The sequence below is a fragment of the Promicromonospora umidemergens genome (assembly GCF_024171995.1).
Lineage (GTDB): Bacteria > Actinomycetota > Actinomycetes > Actinomycetales > Cellulomonadaceae > Promicromonospora > Promicromonospora umidemergens.
On record NZ_JAMTCT010000004.1, the window covers coordinates 298,392 to 318,747 of the forward strand.

The following is a 20,356-nucleotide window of genomic DNA, read 5'->3' on the forward strand; positions in this document are numbered from 1 at the left end:
GCCCGTCGCGGCTCATCGACAGCGCATGTGCCGCATGTTTCCTCCGGGGGTGCCATACCGACACGTTGGCCTACTACCCTCAGCCCTCATGGGTACTGCGAGCTCACCGGGTGACGCCGCCGTGCCCCGGCAGGCCGCCGGGCACGGGTCGGCTCGTCGCGGCCAGGCGGCGCGCGGCGTGCGCGCGCTTCTCCAGGAGCATCCCGCGTGGGTGCTGCTGCGATCGAGGAACGCCGCGGCCGCTGTCGTGCTGCTGGACCGCAACCTCGGCGCGTCCCGGCGCAGGCTGCCCGTCGAGCAGCTGGCGACGAGGATCGACGACGACCTGCCGGAGCTGCGCCGCGCGGGCTTCGAGCTGCCGTACTCCGGCTACTTCTACGTCTCGGAGTGGATCGACGAAGGCGTGCTCGTACGGCGCCGCGCCGCGCAGACCGCCGGCGAGCCCGGCACCGAGACCCTCGAGCTGTCCGACGGCGCGCTGCTCGCCATCCGCTTCGTCTCCCGCCTGAGCAGGCCCCACCCGGCCGTGACGCCGTCCCGGCTCGGCGCGGTGCTCGACGGGCTGCACACGCTGGCCGCCGACGCCGACCCGGATCCGGAGGCCCGCCTGGCCGCCCTGCTGGAGCAGCGTGCCGCCCTCGACGCAAGGATCGAGCGCGCCCGCCGCGGCGACGACGACGCCCTGCCACCCGACGCCGCCGCCGAGCGCGCCCGCGAGATCCTTGCTCTGGCCGGCGACATCCCCGCCGACCTGGCCAGGGTGCGCACCGAGCTGGAACGCACGGATCGCGAGCTGCGCCGACGGCTCCTGGAGTCCGACGGCTCGCGCGACACGTTCCTCGACGACATCTACCGCGGCGTGGACCACCTCGCCGAGTCCGAGGCGGGGCGCGGCCTGGTCGCGTTCCGCGACCTGCTGCGGCAGGCGGAGCACGCGGCGCAGGACGACGTCGGCCGCGTGCTCGACACCGTCCACCTCGCCCCGGCGGAGGCCTCCGCGCTGCGCCGGCTGCTGCCGACCCTGCAGGACGCCGCCGACGAGCTCACCGACACCATGGCCGTCCTGCGCCGCGCGCTGCAGCGCATGGTCAGGTCCGGAGAGCTCCCGGCCGAGCGCGCCCTGCGCCGTCTGCTCGGCCAGGCGCAGGACGCCGCCCTGGCCGCGGCCCCCGACCTGGCTCCCGGCACCGGGGTGCGGCTCACGCTGCCGCTCGGCGCCGTCACGCCCCGGTCGGTGGGCGGCTTCCAGCCGTACAACCCGGGCGGTGAGGACGCCGAGGCACCGCCCGTCGCGCCCGCCCTGCCGCCGCGGACCGTCTCCCTCACGGCGCTGCGCGCCCTGGCCCGTGACTCCGAGATCGACGTGGACGAGCTGCGCGGGCACGTGAACGAACGCGTAGCGGCCGTCGGCCGCGCCACCGTCGCGTCCGTGCTCGCCGCGCACCCCGCCACCCAGGGGGCCGCGAGCGTGGTCGGCCTCCTGACGCTCGCCGAGCAGCACGGCGTGGCCACCGGTAAGAACGAAGACGTGAACTGGCGGTCCTCGCGCGGCGTCGCGCGGCGGGCCGTACTCCCCCAGAACCAGTTCGAGGAGCATGTCCCGTGACCGAACCCAGCGCGACAGGGGCCGGCCCCGCCCGCCCCCGCCCGACAGACCTCCGCAGCGCGCGCCCCGGGCGTCCGGCCGGCAGCGGTACGACGTCGGCGCCGTCGGGTGCCGAGAACGGCGCGGACGGCGACGCCGGCGCGGGTGTGCGCCTCTGGCCGGGCGACCACGGCACGCTGCCAGCGCCGGCCCGCCTCGCGCTGGCCCGGCTCGTGCGCGGTCCCTACCTGGCCGCCGAGTCCGACCAGGACACCTGGCGTGCGCTGCTGACGAACGAGGACGTCGTCCGCGAGCGCCTCGCCGACCAGTACCTCGACCTGGTGGTCGACGCCGACGCGCAGGTCGCGTTCGTGCGCGACGTACCGGCCCAGGACGCGCCCCAGGTGGTGCGCGAGCTGACGCTCACGTTCCTGGACACCGCGCTGCTGCTGCACCTGCGTGCCCTGCTGCTTGACTCTGCGGACGCACGGGTGGCGATCAGCCGTGACGAGGCGGCGGACCATCTCGGCATGTACCGGCGGCGCGGTGGTGGTTCGCCCATGGACTTCACGCGGCAGCTGGACGCGACGTGGGCCCGGCTGATCGAGTCGGGCATGCTGGAGCCGCTCAGCGGGGACCGGTGCGTGGTCTCGCCGGTGCTCCGCACCGTGTTCGGCGCGGACCAGGTAGCGGCGCTGAGCGCCGAGTACGCACGACTGGCGAAGGAGAGCGCATGAACACGGCCCATCCCGGACAGTGGCGCCTCGCGCGCATCGAGCTGGTCAACTGGGGCACGTTCGCCGGGCACCACGTGGTGCCGGTGCCCCGTGAGGGCTTCCTGCTCACCGGCCACTCGGGTTCGGGCAAGTCGTCGCTGGTCGACGCCGTCGCCGCGGTCCTGACCCCGCCGGAGCACCTGCGGTTCAACGTGGCCGCCGCCGGCACGGGCGCCACCGAGCGCGAGGCGGGCGACCGCGACGTCGTCTCGTACGTGCGGGGCGCGTGGCGGCACCGCACGGACGAGAGCACTGGCGAGGTGGTGGCCGACCATCTGCGGCCCGGTGCTACCTGGTCGGGCGTCCTGTTGCGGTACTCGAACGGCACCGATGCGCCCGACGACACGGTGACGCTGGTGCGCCTGTCCCACCTCACGCGAGGATCGTCGACCCCGGCGACGCTGCACGTGGTGGTGCCCGCCGATGTGGGGCTGCTGGACTTCGAGCGGTACGTCCGCTCCGGGCCCGACGCCGCGGGGGTGACCGCCGCCTGGCCCGCTGCGACGGTGAGCGAGCGGCACGGGCCGTTCGCCGCCGCGTTCACGCAGTCGCTGGGGATCGGTTCGGAGCAGGCGCTGGTGCTGCTGCACCGCACGCAGTCCGCGAAGAACCTGGGCAGCCTGGACGACCTGTTCCGCGGGCACATGCTGGACGAGCCGAACACGTTCGAGCTGGCCGCTCAGGCGGTGGACCAGTTCGCGGACGTGGCACGTGCCTATGCCGACATCGAGACCTCGCGGCGGCAGATCGAGCACCTGAACCGACTCGCGACCCTGACCAAGGCGTACGACGAGGGCTCGACGGCGGGGGTCCGCGCGGCGACCCTGCGAGGGTCCCTCGAGACGTTCAAGGACGCGTGGAAGCTCGAGCTCGCCCACGGCGCGCTGGCGGAGTCGCGGGCGGCCGAGGAGCGCGCGCAGCACCACCGGCAGGCGGCCGACACCGAGGTCGACGTCGCGGCGAACACGCACCAGCAGGCGGTGAACGTGCTCGGCGCCCGGGGCGGGCAGGCGCTCGCCACGCAGGCAGACCGCCTCCAGCGGGCCGGCGAGATCGCCGCGCTGGTCCGGACGCGTCGTGGTGAGCTCGCCACCGACCTGCAGTCGGTGGGCATGAACATGCCCGAGACGTTCGGGGAGTTCGCGGCGCTCAAGGAGAAGGCACGGTGGGAGCTGGGCGGCGCGAAGCCGCTGACCACCGGTGCCGTCCCGACCCTGACGGGTGCCCTGCCCGCCGTCACGACGGGCCAGGTCTCCGCGGTCTGGACGGGTGCGGTCCCGTCGGTCGGCGCAGGGGCGCCGACGGGGGCCGTGCCATCGGTCGCCACGGGGGCCGTGGCCACCGTCGGTCGGTCGCGCGCGCCCGAGGCGCTCGACGCGACGATCCGGGAGACGCTGGCGGCGCGCTCCGCCGTCGGGCACCGGCACGAGGCTGTCGCCGCACGGATCCAGGCGGTACGGCAGACCCAGACGAACGTCCCCGCCGAGCTCGCGACGGCGCGACGCGCCGTGGCGGAGGCCGCAGGGCTGGACGTCTCCGTGCTGCCGTTCGCGGCCGAGCTGCTGCGTGTCCGGGAGGACGACGCCGACTGGCGTCCCGTGCTCGAGGGCGTCCTGCGGCCGCTGGCCACGCTCGTGCTCGTCGCCCCGGCGCACCGCGCGGCCGTCGCGGGGGCGGTCGCGGCCGGGCCGGGCCTGCGCTACCGCGTGGTCGGCGTGCGCAACGACGCGCCACGGTCCACCGAGTCCGCTTCGCTGGTGCACAAGGTCGAGGTGAAGGACGGCCCCATGTCGGGCTGGCTGCACCGGCGCCTGTCCGAGCAGTACGACTACCTGTGCGTCGACGACCCGTCGGGGCTGGACCGGCACGAGCGGGCGGTGACCCGCGAGGGTCTGGTCAAGCACGGGCCGGAGGAGATCGAGCAGCCGCTGCTGCCCGGCGTCGAGGACTGGGTGCTCGGCTGGGACGCCGACGACCGCCTCGACCAGCTCCTGGAGCTCGCGCGCGAGACGCAGGCCCGCCTCGCGGAGGCCGAGAGCGCGGTGGCCGACGCCGTGGCCGAGCAGCGCGAGGCCGTGCGTCGCCAGCTCACGCTCCGGCACGTGGCCCGCCGGGAATGGCGCGAGGTGGACATCGAGACCGCCGAGGCGGACCTCACCGACGCGCAGGCGTCGTTCGACCGCCTGCTCGACGGCACGATGGACCTGCTGCAGGCGTCGCAGGACGTCGCGGCGGCAGAGAGCCGGCTGGACCAGGCCCGGGCGGCCGCTGCGATAGCAGCGGACACGCTCGCCGAGGCGCGCGCACACCGCCGCTCGCTGGAGCACGTGGTCACCGAGCTCGGCGACGCCCCGACCAACGCGATCCCGCTCGCGCACCGCGAGGAGCTGGAGAAGCGGTACGCCGCCGTCCGCAAGACGGTGACGCACGAGGTGATCGACGACGTCTCGCTCACCGTGTCGCGCACGCTCGACGCGGAGCGGGAGGCCGGGCTGCGCACCTCCGGTGCCGCCGAGCGGGAGATCGTCGGGCTGCTGGCGGAGTTCCGGCGGCGCTGGCCCGCCATCACCCGCGACCTGACGGCGCAGGTCGGCGACCGGTCGCGGTACCTCGAGGTGCTGGAGCGCATCCGTACGTCCCGGCTGCCGGAGCAGGAGGCACGGTTCTCCGACCTTCTCACCGACCAGGCGCGCCGGGCCCTGCGCAAGCTCGCCGCCGAGATCCGGCAGGCGCCGGCCGCCATCCGCGAGCGGATCGTCGGGGTCAACGCCTCCCTGCGCCGCTCGCCCTTCGACACCGACCGGTTCCTGGAGATCCGCGTCAAGGAACGTCGCCCCGCGGCCGTGGAGGAGTTCCTCGCGACCCTCGACGCGCTCACCGGCGACACCGAGCCGGAGTACGAGGTGCTGGAGCGGCTGGTCCGCCGGCTCGGGTCGAGCGATCCGGCTGACCGCGCCTGGCGGTCCCTGTGCCTGGATACCCGGCGGCACGTGCACTTCACCGGCGTAGAGGTCACGGCGGGCGGTATCGCGCTGGCCGTGCACGACTCGTCCGCAGGTCTCTCCGGCGGACAGCGCCAGAAGCTCGTCGTGTTCTGCCTGGCAGCGGCCCTGCGCTACCAGCTGGCCGGGACATCCGACACTGGCACGCCCGCCTACGGCTCGATCCTCCTGGACGAGGCCTTCGACAAGGCCGACACCACGTTCACCCGGACCGCCATGGACACGTTCGCGGCGTTCGGCTTCCACATGATCCTGGCCACGCCGCTCAAGCTGCTGCAGACGCTCGAGGACTACGTGGGCGGCATCGGTCTGGCGACCTGTCGCGAGATGCGGGAGTCGCGCGTGGACGTGGTCCTGCTGGAGTCGCCGCTGCCCGGCGTCGACCCGGTCCCCTCTGCGACCCGGGGCGGCGGAACGGGCGGGGGTGCCCCGGGGGCTGGATCCGGACCGGGGGCGGCGGCGGGGCCAGCGACTCCACCGGGGCCTCCGGCCGCAGCGACGCCTGTGTCCGGTGTGCCCGGTGCGTCCGGGTCCACGCAGGCGGCCGCGCCCGCACCTGTACATGCGGCTCCGTCCGGAGCTGCGTCGGCGGGGCCCCCGGCCGCGACAGAACCCGCACCCGCTCCAGCACCCACGAACACGCCGGCCGCTGTCGCAGCACCGGGGTCGGCGCCCGGACCAAGGTCTGTCCCCCTACCGCCCGCGCCGACCCAGGCGGCGGACGACCCCGAGGAGAGCAACCCGGAGGGGAGCAACCCGGAGGGGAGCAACCCGGAGCCGGACTGGTCGGTGACCGTGACCCCCGAGCACGACGGCACCTCTCCGGTGGCTCGAATGACGACGCGCCGCCCGTCCCTTTAACCAGGTGGAGCTCCGCTGCGTGTCCAGATGTCACGGACGGACGGTCTTAGCGGCGTAACGCGTGCTTGGCAGGCGTGCCGTCACCGGCCACCCCGTCGTGCGATCGTGTGGCTGGTACTTCCGTGCCGCCGAGCCGAAGGTTGCGGGTGGAACGGAGCGCGCACCCACGTCGAACCGAAAGTTGCTCGTGCAACGGGGCTCGCGTCGCCGCCGAACCGAAAGTTAGGTGTCGACCGGCTCGTCGAGACGAAGGTTGCGCGTCTGCAGCGGCCCAACCTGACACGTAACATTCGTTTCGGCGCGATACGGACGCGCAAATTTCGGCTCGGCGGGGTACCCGAGCGGTACGGACGCGCAACTTTCGGCTCGGCGGGGTACCCGAGCGACACGGACGCGCAACTTTCGGCTCGGCGCGACACGGCCGCCGCGCAATTCTCGGCTCGGCCCGGTACTGCTCCGTCATCACCTCACCGGCTGACGCGTACCGGCCGATCTGCCCGAGACGCACGGCCTACTGCGCGGCGCCGTCCGCGAGGCCGCGGGCGTAGGCCTCCGCGGAGCCCTCGCGGAACAGGTCGTCGGCGCTGCCGCGCACCAGGACGCGGGCGCCCGGGCCGTCGTCGGCGGTGACGTGGTGGCTCATGCCGCGCACGACGGCGACCGCGCGGCCGCTCGACTTGCCCCGGACCAGCTCGGACGCCGCGGCGATCTCGTCGACGACGGCGGTGACCGTCACGTTCAGCGCGCGACCGTGGGCGTCGACGCTGCCACGCAGGTCATCGGTGGGCGTGATCCCCGCGCAGCCGATCGCTATGTCGACCAGGGCGTCGCGCCAGGGGCGGCCGGCGGTGTCGGTGACGACCACGCCGATCCGACGCAGGCCCAACCGCTGGGTGAGCGCGACGCGGATCGTGCGGGCCGAGACGTCCGGGTCCACGGGCAGCAGCAGGACCGTGCCCTCCGGGGTGTTGCTCGCGTCCACGCCCGCTGCGGCCATCACCAGGCCCAGCTTGTTCTCGACGATCCGCAACGGCGGCAGACCGGGACGTTCCCGCTGGGCGACCACGCGGACGGTCTCGTCGGTGATGGCCTGCTCCCGATCAGCAGCCGCTACCACCCGGCCCTCCGCCTTGGACACGATCTTCGAGGTCACGACGACGACGTCGCCGTCGCGCGGCCGGTCCTGCTCGTCCTGACCTGCCAGGAGGTCGGCGACGAGCTCGCCGAGGTCGTCGCCGGGGCTGATCTCGGGCAGCCCGCCGGGGGCCCAGATGCTGAGTCTCTCCACTGGACCATCCTCACACCACGACGGTTCACCCGGGTGCGGTAATCTGCCCTGCGGCTACGCCACATATGTCTGGATCGTGCGGGATCAACAGGGGGAAGCGTCCGGTGTTGCACGACCCACCCGCCCAGCGGACGGTTCTCGTACCAGCACCGGCCGCCCTGCGGCCCGGCGAGCCCCGCAGCATCGGGCCGTTCCGGGTCCGGAGCCGGCTGGGCAGCGGCGGCATGGGGGACGTCTACCTCGGGACCACGCGCCGCGGGCAGCAGGTGGCCATCAAGCTGATCCGGGGCGCCCAGCTCGACGACGACGAGTTCCGTGCACGCTTCCGCCGCGAGGTCCGCGCCGCCGCCAAGGTACGCAGCCGGTTCATCGCGAACCTGATCGACGCCGACCCCGACGCGGAGCTCCCATGGCTCGCCACCGAGTACGTGCAGGGGCCCACTCTGGCGCAGGCGCTGGCCGCGCAGGGCCCGCTGCCGGAGTCGGACGTGCTGCGCCTGGTCGTGGGCGTCGCGGAGGCGCTGCGCGAGATGCACCGCGTCGGGCTGGTGCACCGGGACGTCAAGCCTGCCAACGTGATCCTCGGGCCGGACGGGCCGCGCCTGATCGACCTGGGCGTGGTCGCCACCGTCGACGCGACGCGGCTGACCCTCACCGGGCAGCCGGTCGGCACCCCCGTGTACATGGCTCCGGAGCAGGCCTCGGGCAGCCGTGCGACGTCGGCCGTCGACGTCTGGGCGCTGGGTGCGCTGGCCTACTACGCCGCCACGGGCAACCGGCTCTTCGACGGCGACCATCCGGCGGTGGTGCTGTACCGGGTCGCGGCGGAAGAGCCCACCTACGACGACTGTCCCGCGTACCTGCGCCCGTTCCTCGACGCCTGCCTGGTCAGGGATCCGGACGGGCGCCCGTCCCTCGATGCGATCCTGCGTTCGCTCGGTGTGCCCGACCCGGCCGGTGCCGGACCGCCGAGCCTGGCGCCGGGCGTCGCACGCGGCGCCCGACGGCGAGGACGGCGCCGACCCCTGGTCGTCCTCGGTTCGGTGGCGGCCGCCACGGCGGTCCTGGGCGCTGCGGCGTTCGGCGCCTGGACCGGCCTCGCCGGTGGCGACCAGGAGCACGACCCCGCCGGGCAGACGCAGACCACGGCGCCGCCCGCACTGCAGGAGTCGGGCGAGCCCGCGCAGCCGAGCGCTGGGCCCGTGCCGGACGATGCGGGCACGGCCGGGGACGGGAGCGAGGCCAGCCCGTGGGCGCAGGGGACGGAGCGGCGCCTGGCCGACGGCTCGTGCTGGCTCGTCAGCGTCGACCAGGTGCAGGGGCGGCTGGCCACGCTGACGCTGTCGTGCGACCAGGTGGGGACCAGCACGTACGGCAATCCGACGCCGAGCGCGTGGCTCCGGATCTACGCGATCGGGCAGGACGGGACCGTCGAGCGCAGCGAGCCGGCGGACGCCGGCGCGCAGGACACGTTCTGGGCCCTTGGCAACCTCGCCGACCGGGCGCCCGTGACCACCACCGTGACCCTGCCGGACGTCGGGCCCCTTGCCGCAGTGGCCGTGCAGAACACGGACAGCGTCGGCTGGTACTGGGCGGCTACCCCCTGACGCACCGGTCGGTCGCCGGTCACCGCACCAGCTTGGGCAGCACCTCGCGGCCGAACGTCTCGATCCACTCGCTCTGGTTACGGCCCACGTTGTGCAGGTAGATGCGGTCGAAGCCGAGGTCGAGGTACCGCTGGATCGACGCCCGGTGCTCGTCCGGGTCGGCGGAGATCAGCAGGCGCCCCTCGAAGTCCTCCGGGCGCACCATCCGCGCCAGCTGGGCGAAGTCGTGCGGCGAGCGGATGTCCGACCGGGGGAACCGCATGCCGCCCACCGGCCACTCGGTCAGGGCGTTGGCGACCGCTTCGTCATGGGTCGGCGCCCAGGAGAGGTGCAGCTGCAGCGCCTTCGGCATCTGGCCCGGGTCGCGGCCGGACTCGCGAGCGCCGTCGGCGAACCTGGTCAGGAGCGACCCCATCCGCTCGACGGGCGCGGCCTGCGTGATGAGCCCGTCGGCGGTCCGCCCGGCGCGGCGGGCGGTGACCGGACCCGCCGTCGCGACCAGGATCTCGGGGGCCACCTCCGGCATCGTCCACAGGCGGGTCGACTCCAGCTTGAAGTACGTTCCCGAGTGCTTGACGTCCCGCCCGGCCAGCGACCCGGCGAACAGCTTCTTGATGATCTCGACGGCCTCGAACATGCGGTTGATCCGCTCGGCGGCCTCGGGCCAGTACCCGCCCACCACGTGCTCGTTGAGCGCCTCGCCCGAGCCGACACCCAGCCAGTGCCGGCCCGGGTTCATCGCCGCGAGCGTCGCCGACGCCTGGGCGACCACAGCGGGGTGCCACCGGAACGTCGGCGCCGTCACCGGACCCAGGTCGCCGGTCGTGTGCTCCGCTGTCGCGGCGAGCACGTTCCACACGAAGGCCGCCTGCCCCTGGTGGGGGGTCCAGGGCTGGAAATGGTCGGCCGCCATGACGCCGGAGAAGCCGTGCGCCTCTGCGAGCGCCGCCAGCTCGACGGCCTCCCGGGGCGCGAACTGTTCGAGCATCGCGGCATAGCCGATCGTCACCACGCGGGCCAGCCTACGGCGTCGGACTCCCTGGTCAGAGACTCGCCTTGAGCACCCGCTCGGTGAGCGCCTGGGACGCGGCCAGCAGGTCTGGAGTGATCGCGCTGGTCAGGGCGTCCGACGGGTGGCACTCCGGGTCGAGAACGACCCCCGTCCGGTCGGCGAGGGACGGGTCGGTGGCGGCGAACACCACCGATCGGGCCGCCTCCGCGGCCGGACGCTGCATCTCCAGGATCTGCTGCCAGTGCGGGCGGAGTGCGGGCGGCAGGATCTCGGGAGTCATCTCGGCGGCATTGGGCGTTGCGGCCGCTCCGGGATCCGCTGCCAGCACCGAGACGTTGGTGCCGCGCAGCCGGTCAGCCAGGTCGAGACTGTAGGCGAGGTGCGCGAGCTTGGCGCGGCCGGACACCGCCATGCCGTAGTACTCGTCCGGATCGACGTCGTCGTAGGTGGGCATCCCAGGGACGGTGCTGATCGACGACGAGGTGACGTTCACGACCCGGCTGGGAGCGCCCGCCCGCAGCGCGTCGAGCAGCGCCTCGGTCAACACCGTCGGGGACAGGTGGTTGACCGCGAAGCTCGCCTCGATGCCGTCGGCCGTCTCCCACCGCTCGGACCACATGCCACCCACGTTGTTCACGAGCAGCTGGAGGGGCCCCTCTGCCCCGAGCCGTTCGCCGAGCGCACGGACCTCGGCCAGCACGGACAGGTCCGCCTGGAGGAATCGCGCGCCACCGATCCGGCGTGCCGTCTGCTCGCCGTGCTCAAGGTCGCGGCCGACGATCGTCACCGCGTAACCGCGTCGGGCGAGCTCCTGCGCCACCTCCGCGCCGATCCCCCGGGTGCCTGCCGTGACGACTGCCTTGTTCTGCGACATGGTGTTCTCCTTGTGCCGGTACGAGCCGCGGATGCGGCCAAGGACCAGCACAGCGGATCCTCGATGTCCGGTCCAAGGCCGGCCTGGCATGGGGGTATGCCCTGGGGGCATGGCACGCGGCCGGGGGAAGTGGCATCCTCGTCGAGTGACGCCTGAAGTCGATCTCAAGCACATGCGCTACTTCGTCGCGGTGGCGGACGAGGGTACGTTCACCCGGGCCGCCGAGCGGCTCGGCATGACTCAGCCGGCCTTGTCGCGGGCGATCCGGACGCTGGAGAATGCCATCGGGACTGCCCTCTTCGTGCGGCGGCCCCAGGGGGCCGTGCTCACCGAGGCCGGTCAACAGTTCTTCCGGGACGCGCGCTGCCTCGTCGAGGCCGCCGAGGCCGCGCTGAACCGGGCGGCGCGCTTCGGCCGCGAGGAGCCGCACCTGCGCGTGACGGCGCGGGCCTGCGACGTGGGGGCGCTGCACCGGCTCGTGGATTCCTACAACGAGCACCATCCGGACGCCCTGCCCGCTCGCGCGGCGATCGCCGCCGTGTCTGCCCAGGCCCCGGAGGTGCGCGCGGGCGAGGCGGACGTGACGCTGCTGCGCAGCCCGTTCGACCACCGCGGGATGGACAGCGATCTCCTTCGGACCGACGCCCGTGTCGCCCTGCTGCCCGAGTCCCATCCGCTGGCCGGGCGGGACGTGATCCACCGCAGCGAGCTGGCCGGTGAGTCGTTCCCGGTCTGGCCCGACCTCACGTCCGCCGCCATGGCGTTCTGGACCGGCACGGACCTCGACGATCACGACTGGCGGCCCGGCCCGGTGGTGCGTGACGCCGCCCAGTACGCCGGCAGCATCCGGCTCGGTCAGGCGGTGGGTTTCATGCCGAGCGCGCACGTACCCGAGCGGCCGACGGACGGCACGGTGGTCGTGCCTGTCGTCGGCCTCTCGGGCAGCGAGCTACGGATCGCCTGGTCCTGCACCGCTACGTCGCCCGACGTGGCGAGGTTCGTGCGGCACGCCACCGAGCAGGCTACGGAAGCCGCGGAAGCCGCTCGTGCTGCCGAAGCGTCCGCAGGGCACCCAGCGTGACGATGCCCCGCCATTCCACGGTCTGACCCGGCGACCAGTGCAGGAAGTCGAAGTCCCAGCCGCCGTCCTCGAGCTGCTCCCCCTCCAGCCGGTCCAGCTCCGCCGAGATCTGCCCTGAGGAGAAGAGCGCCCGGCTCGGCGATCCTGGCCGCGCGGACAGCTGCAGCGGCGTGAGCTGCTCGTCGTCCTGGCCGCCGTCGACGGCGATGGACCCGTCGTCGCGCAGGGCGGGCCGCAGGCGCTCGACGGCGGCCGCTACCCGGTCCGGCTCGGGCACCGCGTCGAGAAAGTTCAGCGCGAACAGGACGGTGTACCCGTCCACGGGGGCCTCGCCCTCCAGCTGGCCCCAGCACCACGTCGTCGCGGCGTCGAGCCACGGGTGGTTCAGGCCGAGCTCCCACAGCCGAGCGGTGATCGCGAACGTGAGGAACCCGTTCTCGTTCGGCTGCATCCACGGCGCCGCCGGGTAGTCGGCCGCGGTCGGCAGCACGTGCGGCACCCGCCCGTCCGGCAGGGCCACCGAGGCCAGCCAGTCGGCGGTCTCCGTGACCAGCCGTGCGACTGCCGGGTCGGCCGCCGTCCCCAGCTCGGCGAGCACCTCGAGCGCCGACAGCGCGCCCGAGACCTGGCTGTCGGGCCCGCGCAGGTCGGGCTCCAGAGCGTGGCCCCAGCCGCCGTCGTCGTTCCGGTAGGGGCGCAGGGCGTCCAGGACACGGCTGGCCGGTGCGTCGTGGAGGAGCACCCCGAGGCGGTGCCGCTCCAGCAGTCGGGCGTCGTCGTAGAGGAACCGCTCGGCGGCTCCGACATCGATACTCGTCGTTGTGCTCATGGCTCCGACGCTATGCGGCGGTCAGGGCGGCGTCTTCCAGGAATCGGACGGGTGTGCGGCCGGTCAGCCGGCGGACCTCGTCGGACATGTGGGCCTGGCTCGCGTACCCGGCCCGTGCCGCGCGATCCGCGAGGGACGACGGCGGGCCGGCGGACAGGCCGATGAGCCGCCGCAGCCGGGCCACCCGCCCCAGCATCTTCGGCCCGTAGCCGACGGCGGCGACGGTACGGCGGTGCAGGTGCCGCTCGCTCACGCCCAGGTCGTCGGCGACGACGGCGATCCGCGACCCGGGCGTTCCGAGCTGCCGCGCGGCCGCCGCGACGAGCCCGTCCCGCTCCGCCCTGCGGTGCAGCACGGTGCGCGCGAGCAGGTCCAGCCGGCCCGCCGGGTGCGCCGTGCTGAGCGCCGCGGCGAGCGCCGGGCCGACGTCGGGCCACACGTCGGCCAGCGGCACGCGCTGGTCGCGCACCTCCGACGCGGGGAGGCCGAGAACGGCGCCCGCCGCGCCGGGCCGGAGCCGGATTCCGCTGGTGCGCGACGCCGGGGTCGCGGCCGGCACGGCCACGACCGGGCCGGTGTCGGCGCCGACCACCACCAGCTCGCCGTCGAGCCGGACCAGGTCGACGCAGCCGTCAGGGATGATCCGCTGCTCGTGGCCGGGCGGCGCGTCGTGCTCCCACAGGCAGGCGACCACCGGCAGCAGGCCGGTCGGCGGAGCGAGCTCACGGTAGGTCACCGGAACCACGCTACGCGGACCCCCTGACACCCGCCGGTGTCAGCCGCTCACGCCCGCCCGACCGACCTGAGCCTCTGGCCCGTCGGGGTGAGGCCGCAGGTCAGGTTGCGTGTCAGTGACCGGTGGCAGAGTCGTGGCGTGCCTCACGTACCGGCTCGCCCGAGCCGCCGAACCGTCCCCGTCCGCGACCAGCGCCACGCCCCGTGGCGCCGCCGCGCGCTGCGGGTCGCCGCCGTCGCGGTTCCGGCAGCGCTGCTCGCGGCCGGGGCGTCGTCGTACGCCGCCGTCGTGACCGGCCGGATGGCCGCCGAGCCGGCCCGGGACACGCTGATCGTGCTCGCGGCGGTGAGTGCGGCTGTGATCGTGCTGGACGCCGTGACCTGGCTGGTCGTGCAGCGCGCCGTGGCCCGAGCGGAGGCCACGCTCCGCTCCGACCTCGCCGCCGCTGCCCTCGGCCAGCCCCTGCCCGCGCTCGAGGAGCAGGCGGTGGGCGAGCTGCTGGACCGGGTCAACGGTGATCCGGAACGGCTCACCCGCGCGATCAGCGGTATCGGCATCACCCTCGGACAGGCAGCGATCAGCCTGGTGGTCGGGTGGGTGGCCGCAGGCCTCGTCTGGTGGCCGGCCTGGGTGGCGTTCCCGCTGGTGGCGACCGTCGTGCTGGTGTTCGCCCGCCGGTCGGCGCGGCCCTTGCGCGACCTGAGCCGGCTCAGCTCCGAGGCGGCCTCGGACCACATGGCCCAGCTCGAGGAGGCGGTGGCCGCCCGGGACGACCTGCGCACGGCCGACGGTCAGCGGTACGTGCTGCGTCGGTACGCCGAGCTGGCCGCACGCCAGATCCGGCTCCGCGAGGAGTGGTCGGTGGCCTTCTCCCGCGTGCGGCTGCGGACGGAGCTGCCGCTCGACGCCCTGGTCGGCGCCGTCCTCGTCGGCGGGGTGTGGGCCGTCACGGGCGGCACGCTCGACGTCGCGCGGCTGGTCGCGCTGTGGCTGCTCGTCACGGGGTTCGTCGGACGGGTGGACGTCCTCGGCCGCCTGCTGCCCCGGCTCGAGGAGGCGATCGGCACGTTCCAGCGGGTCCGGGACCTGCTGGCCCGGGCCCAGGAGCCTGTCGGCGGGGCACCCTTCCCCGGCAGCACGGCGGCACCCGGTCCGGATGCGCCTGGGCGACCCACCGGAGCGGACGTCGAGCTGCGCGACCTCACCTTCGCGTACGGCGGCGGGTTCACCCTGGGCCCGCTCTCGCTGACCGTCCCGGCGGGCAGCACGTGCGCGCTCGTCGGCCGGACCGGGTCGGGCAAGACGACGCTGACCAAGATGCTGTCCCGGGCGGTCGACCCGCCCGCGGGGAGCGTCTTCCTGGACGGCCAGGACATCACCGGCCTGGACGTGCACGAGCTGCGCACCCACGTCGGCGTCGTCGGGCAGCGCACCGAGATCCTGGCCGCGACCCTCGCCGACAACATCACGCTCTGGGCGCCGGTGCCGGCGGAGCGGGTCGAGCAGGCGGTGGACGCGCTCGGCCTGCGGGCCTGGGTGCGGTCGCTGCCGCAGGGCCTGGACACCCGCCTGGGGTCCGACGGCGTGACCCTGTCGGCCGGGGAGGAGCAGCTGGTCGCCTTCGCGCGGCTCCTGGTGCGCGACGTCGAGGTGGTCGTGCTCGACGAGGCCACCGCACGGATGGACCCTGCGACGGCGGAGCGGGTCACCCTGGCCACGCAGGCCCTTCTCGCCGGGCGGACGGCGGTGGTCGTCGCACACCGGCTGCCCACGGCGCGGCATGCCGACACGGTGGCGGTGCTCGACGGCGGGCGTCTCGTGGAGCACGGGCCGTGGGACCGGCTGGCGTCGGCGAACGGGTACTTCTCGCGGCTGGTCGCCGCGGCCGGGCTCGGGGACGAGGACGCCGTCGGGTCGACCGGGTCGGCCACCCGACCCGCCGACGGCGAGCCGGGCCGACCGGCACCGCAACCGGCACCGCAACCGGAACCGCAACCGGAACCGTCCGTGGTGGCCCCCCGCACCCCGACCACCCCGACCACCGCCGGCTCCGCCCGGGCCGGTCGAGGAGCCAGGGACGACCCACCGGCCCGCACGTCGATGGTGCGCGCCGTGTGGAGCACGCTGCGCGCCCGGCCCCTCGGCCTGCTGCTCCCGGCCGTCGTGTGGGAGCTCACGGACTACCTCACCTCGACCGGCCTCGTCGTCGGCTGGCTGTGGGCGTCGCTCGTCGTGGACCTGGAACAAGGCTCCGCGCCCTGGCTGCTGGCGTGCGCCATCCTGGCGGCCGTGGTGGCCAACACGCTGCTGCCGTTCACGGTCCGCCTGACGAGCGCACGCTGGTGGGCCGACTCGCGGCTGCGGCTGCGCCTCGCCGTCCTGCGCGGGCAGACGGCGCAGCGGCGCACCGTCCGCGACGCCCCCGGAGAGATCGCCGCGCGCGCACAGGAGGAGTACCGGCTCACCGGCCACACCCAGGCCTGGCGCGAGCTCGTCACGGCACCGGTCACGCTCGGGCTGCTCGTGGTGCTGAGCGACAGCCTGCTGGCCGGCGCGATCGGGCTCACCATGGCGGCCATGATGTGCGCGGCGCAGGTGCTGGGCAGCCGAGCCGTCGCGGCCGCCGCGCGGCAGGCGGGCGACGCCGCGGCGGAGCTGGGCCGGCTGCTCGGCTCGGCCCTCGACGCCGTGCGCACCGTCAAGCTCTCCGCCTCGACCAGCGGCGTCCTTGCGCAGGTCGCCCGGGTGGACGGCCGCCGCGTGCTGGCGTCGCTGCGCGAGGAGCGGACCGACTTCCTCGTCGGGCTCGCGCCGTCAGTGCTCAGCCGCATCGCGGCGGTCCTGGCGTGGGCGCTGCACCTGAACGGCACGTGGTCCCTTGCCACGACCCTCCTGGTCAGCACCTCGATCGGCACCTTCAGCTGGATCGGGTACGGGCTGGGCCAGCTCGTCACCAGCGCCGCCTCCGCCCGCCGCTGGGTCGAGGTCACGTCCAGGTACGCCGGTACGGAGCGCCTCGCGGACGTGCCCGACGACGTCGACCTGTTCACCGGCGCGGCCGTCCCGGCGGGGAGGAGCGCGACGGACGGGCAGACCCGGACCACGCCGACGGCCGGCCTCGCCCCGGCGTCGGACGGCCTGCGCGAGCTGCGTCTCGACGGCCTCAGCGCGACGCACGACGACGGCACGGTGGGCGTGGCCGGCGTGGACCTCACCGTGCGGCGCGGCGAGCTCGTGCTGGTGGTGGGGCGCGTCGGATCCGGCAAGTCGTCCCTGCTCGGGGCCCTGTCCGGGCTCGTCGACACCGGCGGACGGCTGACCTGGAACGGCGCCGAGGTCAGCGATCCGGAGACGTTCCTGCGCCCGCCCCGCGTCGCCCACGTCGCCCAGGTGCCGCACGTCGTGTCGGGAACCCTCGCGGACAACGTGCGGCTCGACCACGACCGCCCGGTGACCGGCCCGGTGGGTGCGGCGGGGCTCGGTCGCGACGTCGCCGAGGCCGGTGGCGCCGACACCCTGGTGGGGCACCGCGGCCTGCGCCTCTCGGGCGGTCAGGTCCAGCGGCTCGGCCTGGCCCGTGCACTGGCCACCGGCTCCGACCTGCTCCTCGTGGACGACGTCTCCTCGGCCCTCGACGCCGTCACCGAGGCCGAGGTGTGGTCAGGGCTACGGGCCGCCGGCACCACGGTGGTGGGCACGACGTCGCGCGCCGCGACCCTCGCGACCGCCGACCGGGTGGTGGTGCTCGACGGCGGACGCGTTGCCGCCGTCGGTCCGTGGCGTGACCTGGAGCCACGCTGGTCCCACCTGGCCGGCTGACACCGGTGGAAACGTGCATCTCGGCTTGCTCGAATCTGGGACACTGGTGCGCATGAGCACTCCTGCCTCCTCCGGGCCGACGGACCCGGCCACGACCACACCCGCCCACGGCTCTTCGGCCGCCTCGGTACCCGGCGCCGACGTCGTACGCGCGGTGGTCAAGGAGGTCCCGGACAAGGTCAGCGCGGACGGGCTCGAGGCCAAGTTCGACGAGCGCTGGACCGCGGAGAAGACCTTCGCGTTCGACCGCACCAAGGCCAGGGGCGAGGTCTACTCGATCGACACGCCACCGCCCACGGCGTCGGGCTCGCTGCACGTGGGCCACGTGTTCAGCTACACGCACACCGACATCGTGGCGCGCTTCAAGCGCATGCGCGGCCTCGAGGTCTTCTACCCCATGGGCTGGGACGACAACGGCCTGCCGACCGAGCGCCGCGTCCAGAACTACTACGGCGTGCGCGTCGACCTGTCGCTGCGCTACGACCCCGACTTCACGCCGCCGTTCGAGGGCACCGGCAAGAGCGTCAAGGCCGCCGACCAGGTCCCGATCAGCCGCCGCAACTTCGTCGAGCTGTGCGAGCGCCTGACGGCCGAGGACGAGAAGCAGTTCGAGGAGCTGTGGCGCCGCCTCGGCATCTCCGTGGACTGGGCGCAGACGTACCAGACCATCGGTGACAGCTCGCGCGCCACGGCGCAGCGGGCGTTCGTGCGCAACCTGCGGCGCGGCGAGGCGTACCAGGCCGAGGCACCGGGGCTGTGGGACGTCACGTTCCAGACCGCCGTGGCCCAGGCCGAGCTGGAGGCGCGGGACTACCCGGGCCACTTCCACAAGGTCGCCTTCCACCAGGCCGGCGGCGAGCCGGTCTACATCGAGACCACCCGGCCGGAGCTGATCCCCGCCGTCGTCGCGCTCATCGCGCACCCCGACGACGAGCGCTACCAGCACCTGTTCGGCACCACCGTGACGTCGCCGCTGTTCGGCGTCGAGGTCCCCGTGCTCGCGCACCACCTGGCCGAGCCGGACAAGGGCGCCGGCATCGCGATGTGCTGCACCTTCGGTGACCTCACCGACGTGCAGTGGTGGCGCGAGCTGCAGCTGCCGACCCGCTCGATCGTGGGCCGTGACGGCCGCATCACGCGCGAGGTGCCGGAGTGGCTGGCGGCCGGCCCGGGTGCCGAGCTCTTCGAGGCCGAGGTCGCCGGCAAGACGACCTTCAGCGCCCGCAAGGCGATCGTCGACGCGCTCACCGCGTCGGGCGACATGCCGACCGAGCCGGTGGCCACGCAGCGCAAGGCCAACTTCTTCGAGAAGGGCGACAAGCCCCTCGAGATCGTGACCTCGCGCCAGTGGTACATCCGCAACGGCGGCCGGGACAAGGACCTGCGCGAGGAGCTGCTGGCCCGCGGCAAGGAGCTCGACTTCCACCCGGACTTCATGCGGGTGCGGTACGAGAACTGGGTCAACGGCCTCAACGGCGACTGGCTCGTGAGCCGCCAGCGCTTCTTCGGCGTCGCGATCCCGCTGTGGTACCCGGTCGACGCGAACGGCGAGGTCGACTACGACCACCCGATCGTGCCGGCCGAGGAGTCGCTGCCGATCGACCCGACCTCGCAGGCGCCCGCCGGCTACACGGAGGACCAGCGCGGCCAGGCCGGCGGCTTCATCGGCGACGCCGACGTCATGGACACCTGGGCCACCTCGTCCCTGACCCCGCAGATCGTCGGCGGCTGGGAGCGGGACCAGGACCTCTTCGACCGCGTATACCCGATGGACCTGCGCCCCCAGGGCCAGGACATCATCCGCACGTGGCTGTTCTCCTCCGTGGTGCGCTCGCACCTGGAGAACAAGGTGCTGCCGTGGAAGAACGCGACGATCAGCGGCTGGATCCTCGACCCGGACCGCAAGAAGATGTCGAAGTCCAAGGGCAACGTCGTCACGCCCATGGACCTGCTCGTCGAGCACGGCTCGGACGCGGTGCGGTACTGGGCGGCCTCGGCGCGCCTGGGTACGGACGCGGCGTTCGAGGTGGGGCAGATGAAGATCGGTCGCCGGCTGGCGATCAAGGTCCTCAACGCCTCGAAGTTCGCGCTGTCGTTCGGCGGCGGCGCGGGCAGCGAGATCGCGCTCGACCCGGCGGCCGTGACGGTCGCCCTGGACCGGTCGATGCTGGCCGGCCTTGCGGGAGTCGTCGAGCAGGCCACCGCCGCGCTCGAGGCCTATGACCACACGCGTGCGCTCGAGCTCACCGAGACGTTCTTCTGGGCGTTCTGCGACGACTACCTCGAGCTCGTCAAGGACCGCGCCTACGGTGCCGGTGACGACGCGGCGAACCTCTCCGCCGGGACGACGTCGGCCCGCACCACCCTGGCGATCGCGCTCGACACCATGCTGCGGCTCCTGGCGCCTTACGTCCCGTTCGCCACGGAAGAGGTCTGGTCCTGGTGGCGCGAGGGTTCGGTGCACCGCGCCGAGTGGCCCGTCGCGGAGCCGCTGCGCACGGCAGCGGGCGACGCCGATCCGGCCGACCTCGCGGCGGCCGGCCATGCCCTGGCCGCGCTGCGCAAGGTGAAGTCCGAGGCCAAGGCGTCGATGCGCACGCCGATCGTGGCGGCGTCGCTCGCCGTGCCCGCCGGTTCGCTCACCGCTGTCGAGACCGCGGTCGAGGACATCAAGGCCGCCGGTCGCGTCACCGGTGTGCTCGACCTGGTTCCTGCCGCCGACGGTCAGGGCGACCAGGCGGTCCAGGGCGGGATGGTCGTGACCTCGAGCGAGCTGGGCGAGGCCCCGCCCCGCAACAAGGGCTGAGGCGAACAGCCGCCGCACAGGTCGACCCCGGTGGTCGAGCCTGTCGGGACCTGTCCCGACAGGCTCGACCACCGGGGTCG

The 20,356-nt window shown here is 74.0% G+C and carries 12 protein-coding genes; 7 read left to right on the plus strand and 5 right to left on the minus strand.

From position 1 onward, the window contains the following. The first annotated feature begins 88 nt into the window (after positions 1-88). From APR04_RS09775 to APR04_RS09785, 3 genes are read left to right on the plus strand one after another with little or no spacing between them, the layout of a single operon-like run. A complete protein-coding gene (locus APR04_RS09775) occupies positions 89-1,606 on the plus strand; it encodes a DUF3375 domain-containing protein (protein WP_253869569.1) in 1,518 nt (505 codons plus the stop codon). After that, on the plus strand, positions 1,603-2,322 hold the full coding sequence (locus APR04_RS09780; protein WP_253869570.1) for a DUF4194 domain-containing protein: 720 nt from the start codon (positions 1,603-1,605) through the stop codon (positions 2,320-2,322). Before APR04_RS09775 ends, APR04_RS09780 begins: the two co-directional genes overlap by 4 nt. Beyond that, entirely contained in the window at positions 2,319-6,224 is a 3,906-nt protein-coding gene (locus APR04_RS09785; protein WP_253869571.1) for an ATP-binding protein, read from the plus strand. The genes APR04_RS09780 and APR04_RS09785 overlap by 4 nt, the downstream gene beginning before the upstream one ends. Before the next feature lie 511 nt (positions 6,225-6,735). Here APR04_RS09785 and cofE read toward each other — a convergent pair. Then, positions 6,736-7,512, minus strand: coding sequence for a coenzyme F420-0:L-glutamate ligase (gene cofE / locus APR04_RS09790; protein WP_253869573.1), 777 nt, complete (start codon positions 7,510-7,512; stop codon positions 6,736-6,738). A gap of 107 nt (positions 7,513-7,619) precedes the next feature. On the opposite strand from cofE, the gene APR04_RS09795 reads away from it, so the two are divergent. Further along, the gene (locus APR04_RS09795) at positions 7,620-9,119 is read left to right on the plus strand and encodes a serine/threonine-protein kinase (RefSeq protein ID WP_253869575.1); all 1,500 of its coding nucleotides are present in this window, start codon (positions 7,620-7,622) and stop codon (positions 9,117-9,119) included. Between the two features lie 19 nt (positions 9,120-9,138). Here the strand turns inward: APR04_RS09795 and APR04_RS09800 are convergent, their stop codons facing one another. Together APR04_RS09800 and APR04_RS09805 are read right to left on the minus strand one after the other, a co-directional pair. Then, positions 9,139-10,131 carry a TIGR03557 family F420-dependent LLM class oxidoreductase gene (locus APR04_RS09800; protein ID WP_308292336.1) on the minus strand — a complete coding sequence of 331 codons (993 nt, stop codon included), beginning with the start codon at positions 10,129-10,131 and terminating at the stop codon, positions 9,139-9,141. A gap of 31 nt (positions 10,132-10,162) precedes the next feature. Continuing rightward, entirely contained in the window at positions 10,163-11,005 is an 843-nt protein-coding gene (locus tag APR04_RS09805) for an SDR family NAD(P)-dependent oxidoreductase (protein ID WP_253869576.1), read from the minus strand. 145 nt (positions 11,006-11,150) lie between these two features. Between APR04_RS09805 and APR04_RS09810 the strand changes: the two genes are divergently transcribed. Then, a complete protein-coding gene (locus APR04_RS09810) occupies positions 11,151-12,086 on the plus strand; it encodes a LysR family transcriptional regulator (RefSeq protein WP_253869577.1) in 936 nt (311 codons plus the stop codon). On the opposite strand, the gene APR04_RS09815 is transcribed toward APR04_RS09810, so the two are convergent. Together APR04_RS09815 and APR04_RS09820 are read right to left on the minus strand one after the other, a co-directional pair. Continuing rightward, positions 12,028-12,915, minus strand: coding sequence for a hypothetical protein (locus APR04_RS09815; protein ID WP_253869578.1), 888 nt, complete (start codon positions 12,913-12,915; stop codon positions 12,028-12,030). The genes APR04_RS09810 and APR04_RS09815 overlap by 59 nt on opposite strands. 10 nt (positions 12,916-12,925) lie before the next feature. Continuing rightward, positions 12,926-13,651 (minus strand): DUF6597 domain-containing transcriptional factor, encoded by a 726-nt coding sequence (locus APR04_RS09820; protein ID WP_253869579.1) that lies wholly within the window; start codon positions 13,649-13,651, stop codon positions 12,926-12,928. 138 nt (positions 13,652-13,789) lie between these two features. Between APR04_RS09820 and APR04_RS09825 the strand changes: the two genes are divergently transcribed. Next, positions 13,790-17,470 carry an ATP-binding cassette domain-containing protein gene (locus APR04_RS09825; protein ID WP_253869580.1) on the plus strand — a complete coding sequence of 1,227 codons (3,681 nt, stop codon included), beginning with the start codon at positions 13,790-13,792 and terminating at the stop codon, positions 17,468-17,470. 52 nt (positions 17,471-17,522) lie between these two features. Next, positions 17,523-20,276 carry a valine--tRNA ligase gene (gene valS, locus APR04_RS09830; RefSeq protein ID WP_253869581.1) on the plus strand — a complete coding sequence of 918 codons (2,754 nt, stop codon included), beginning with the start codon at positions 17,523-17,525 and terminating at the stop codon, positions 20,274-20,276. The last annotated feature ends 80 nt before the right edge of the window (positions 20,277-20,356 follow it).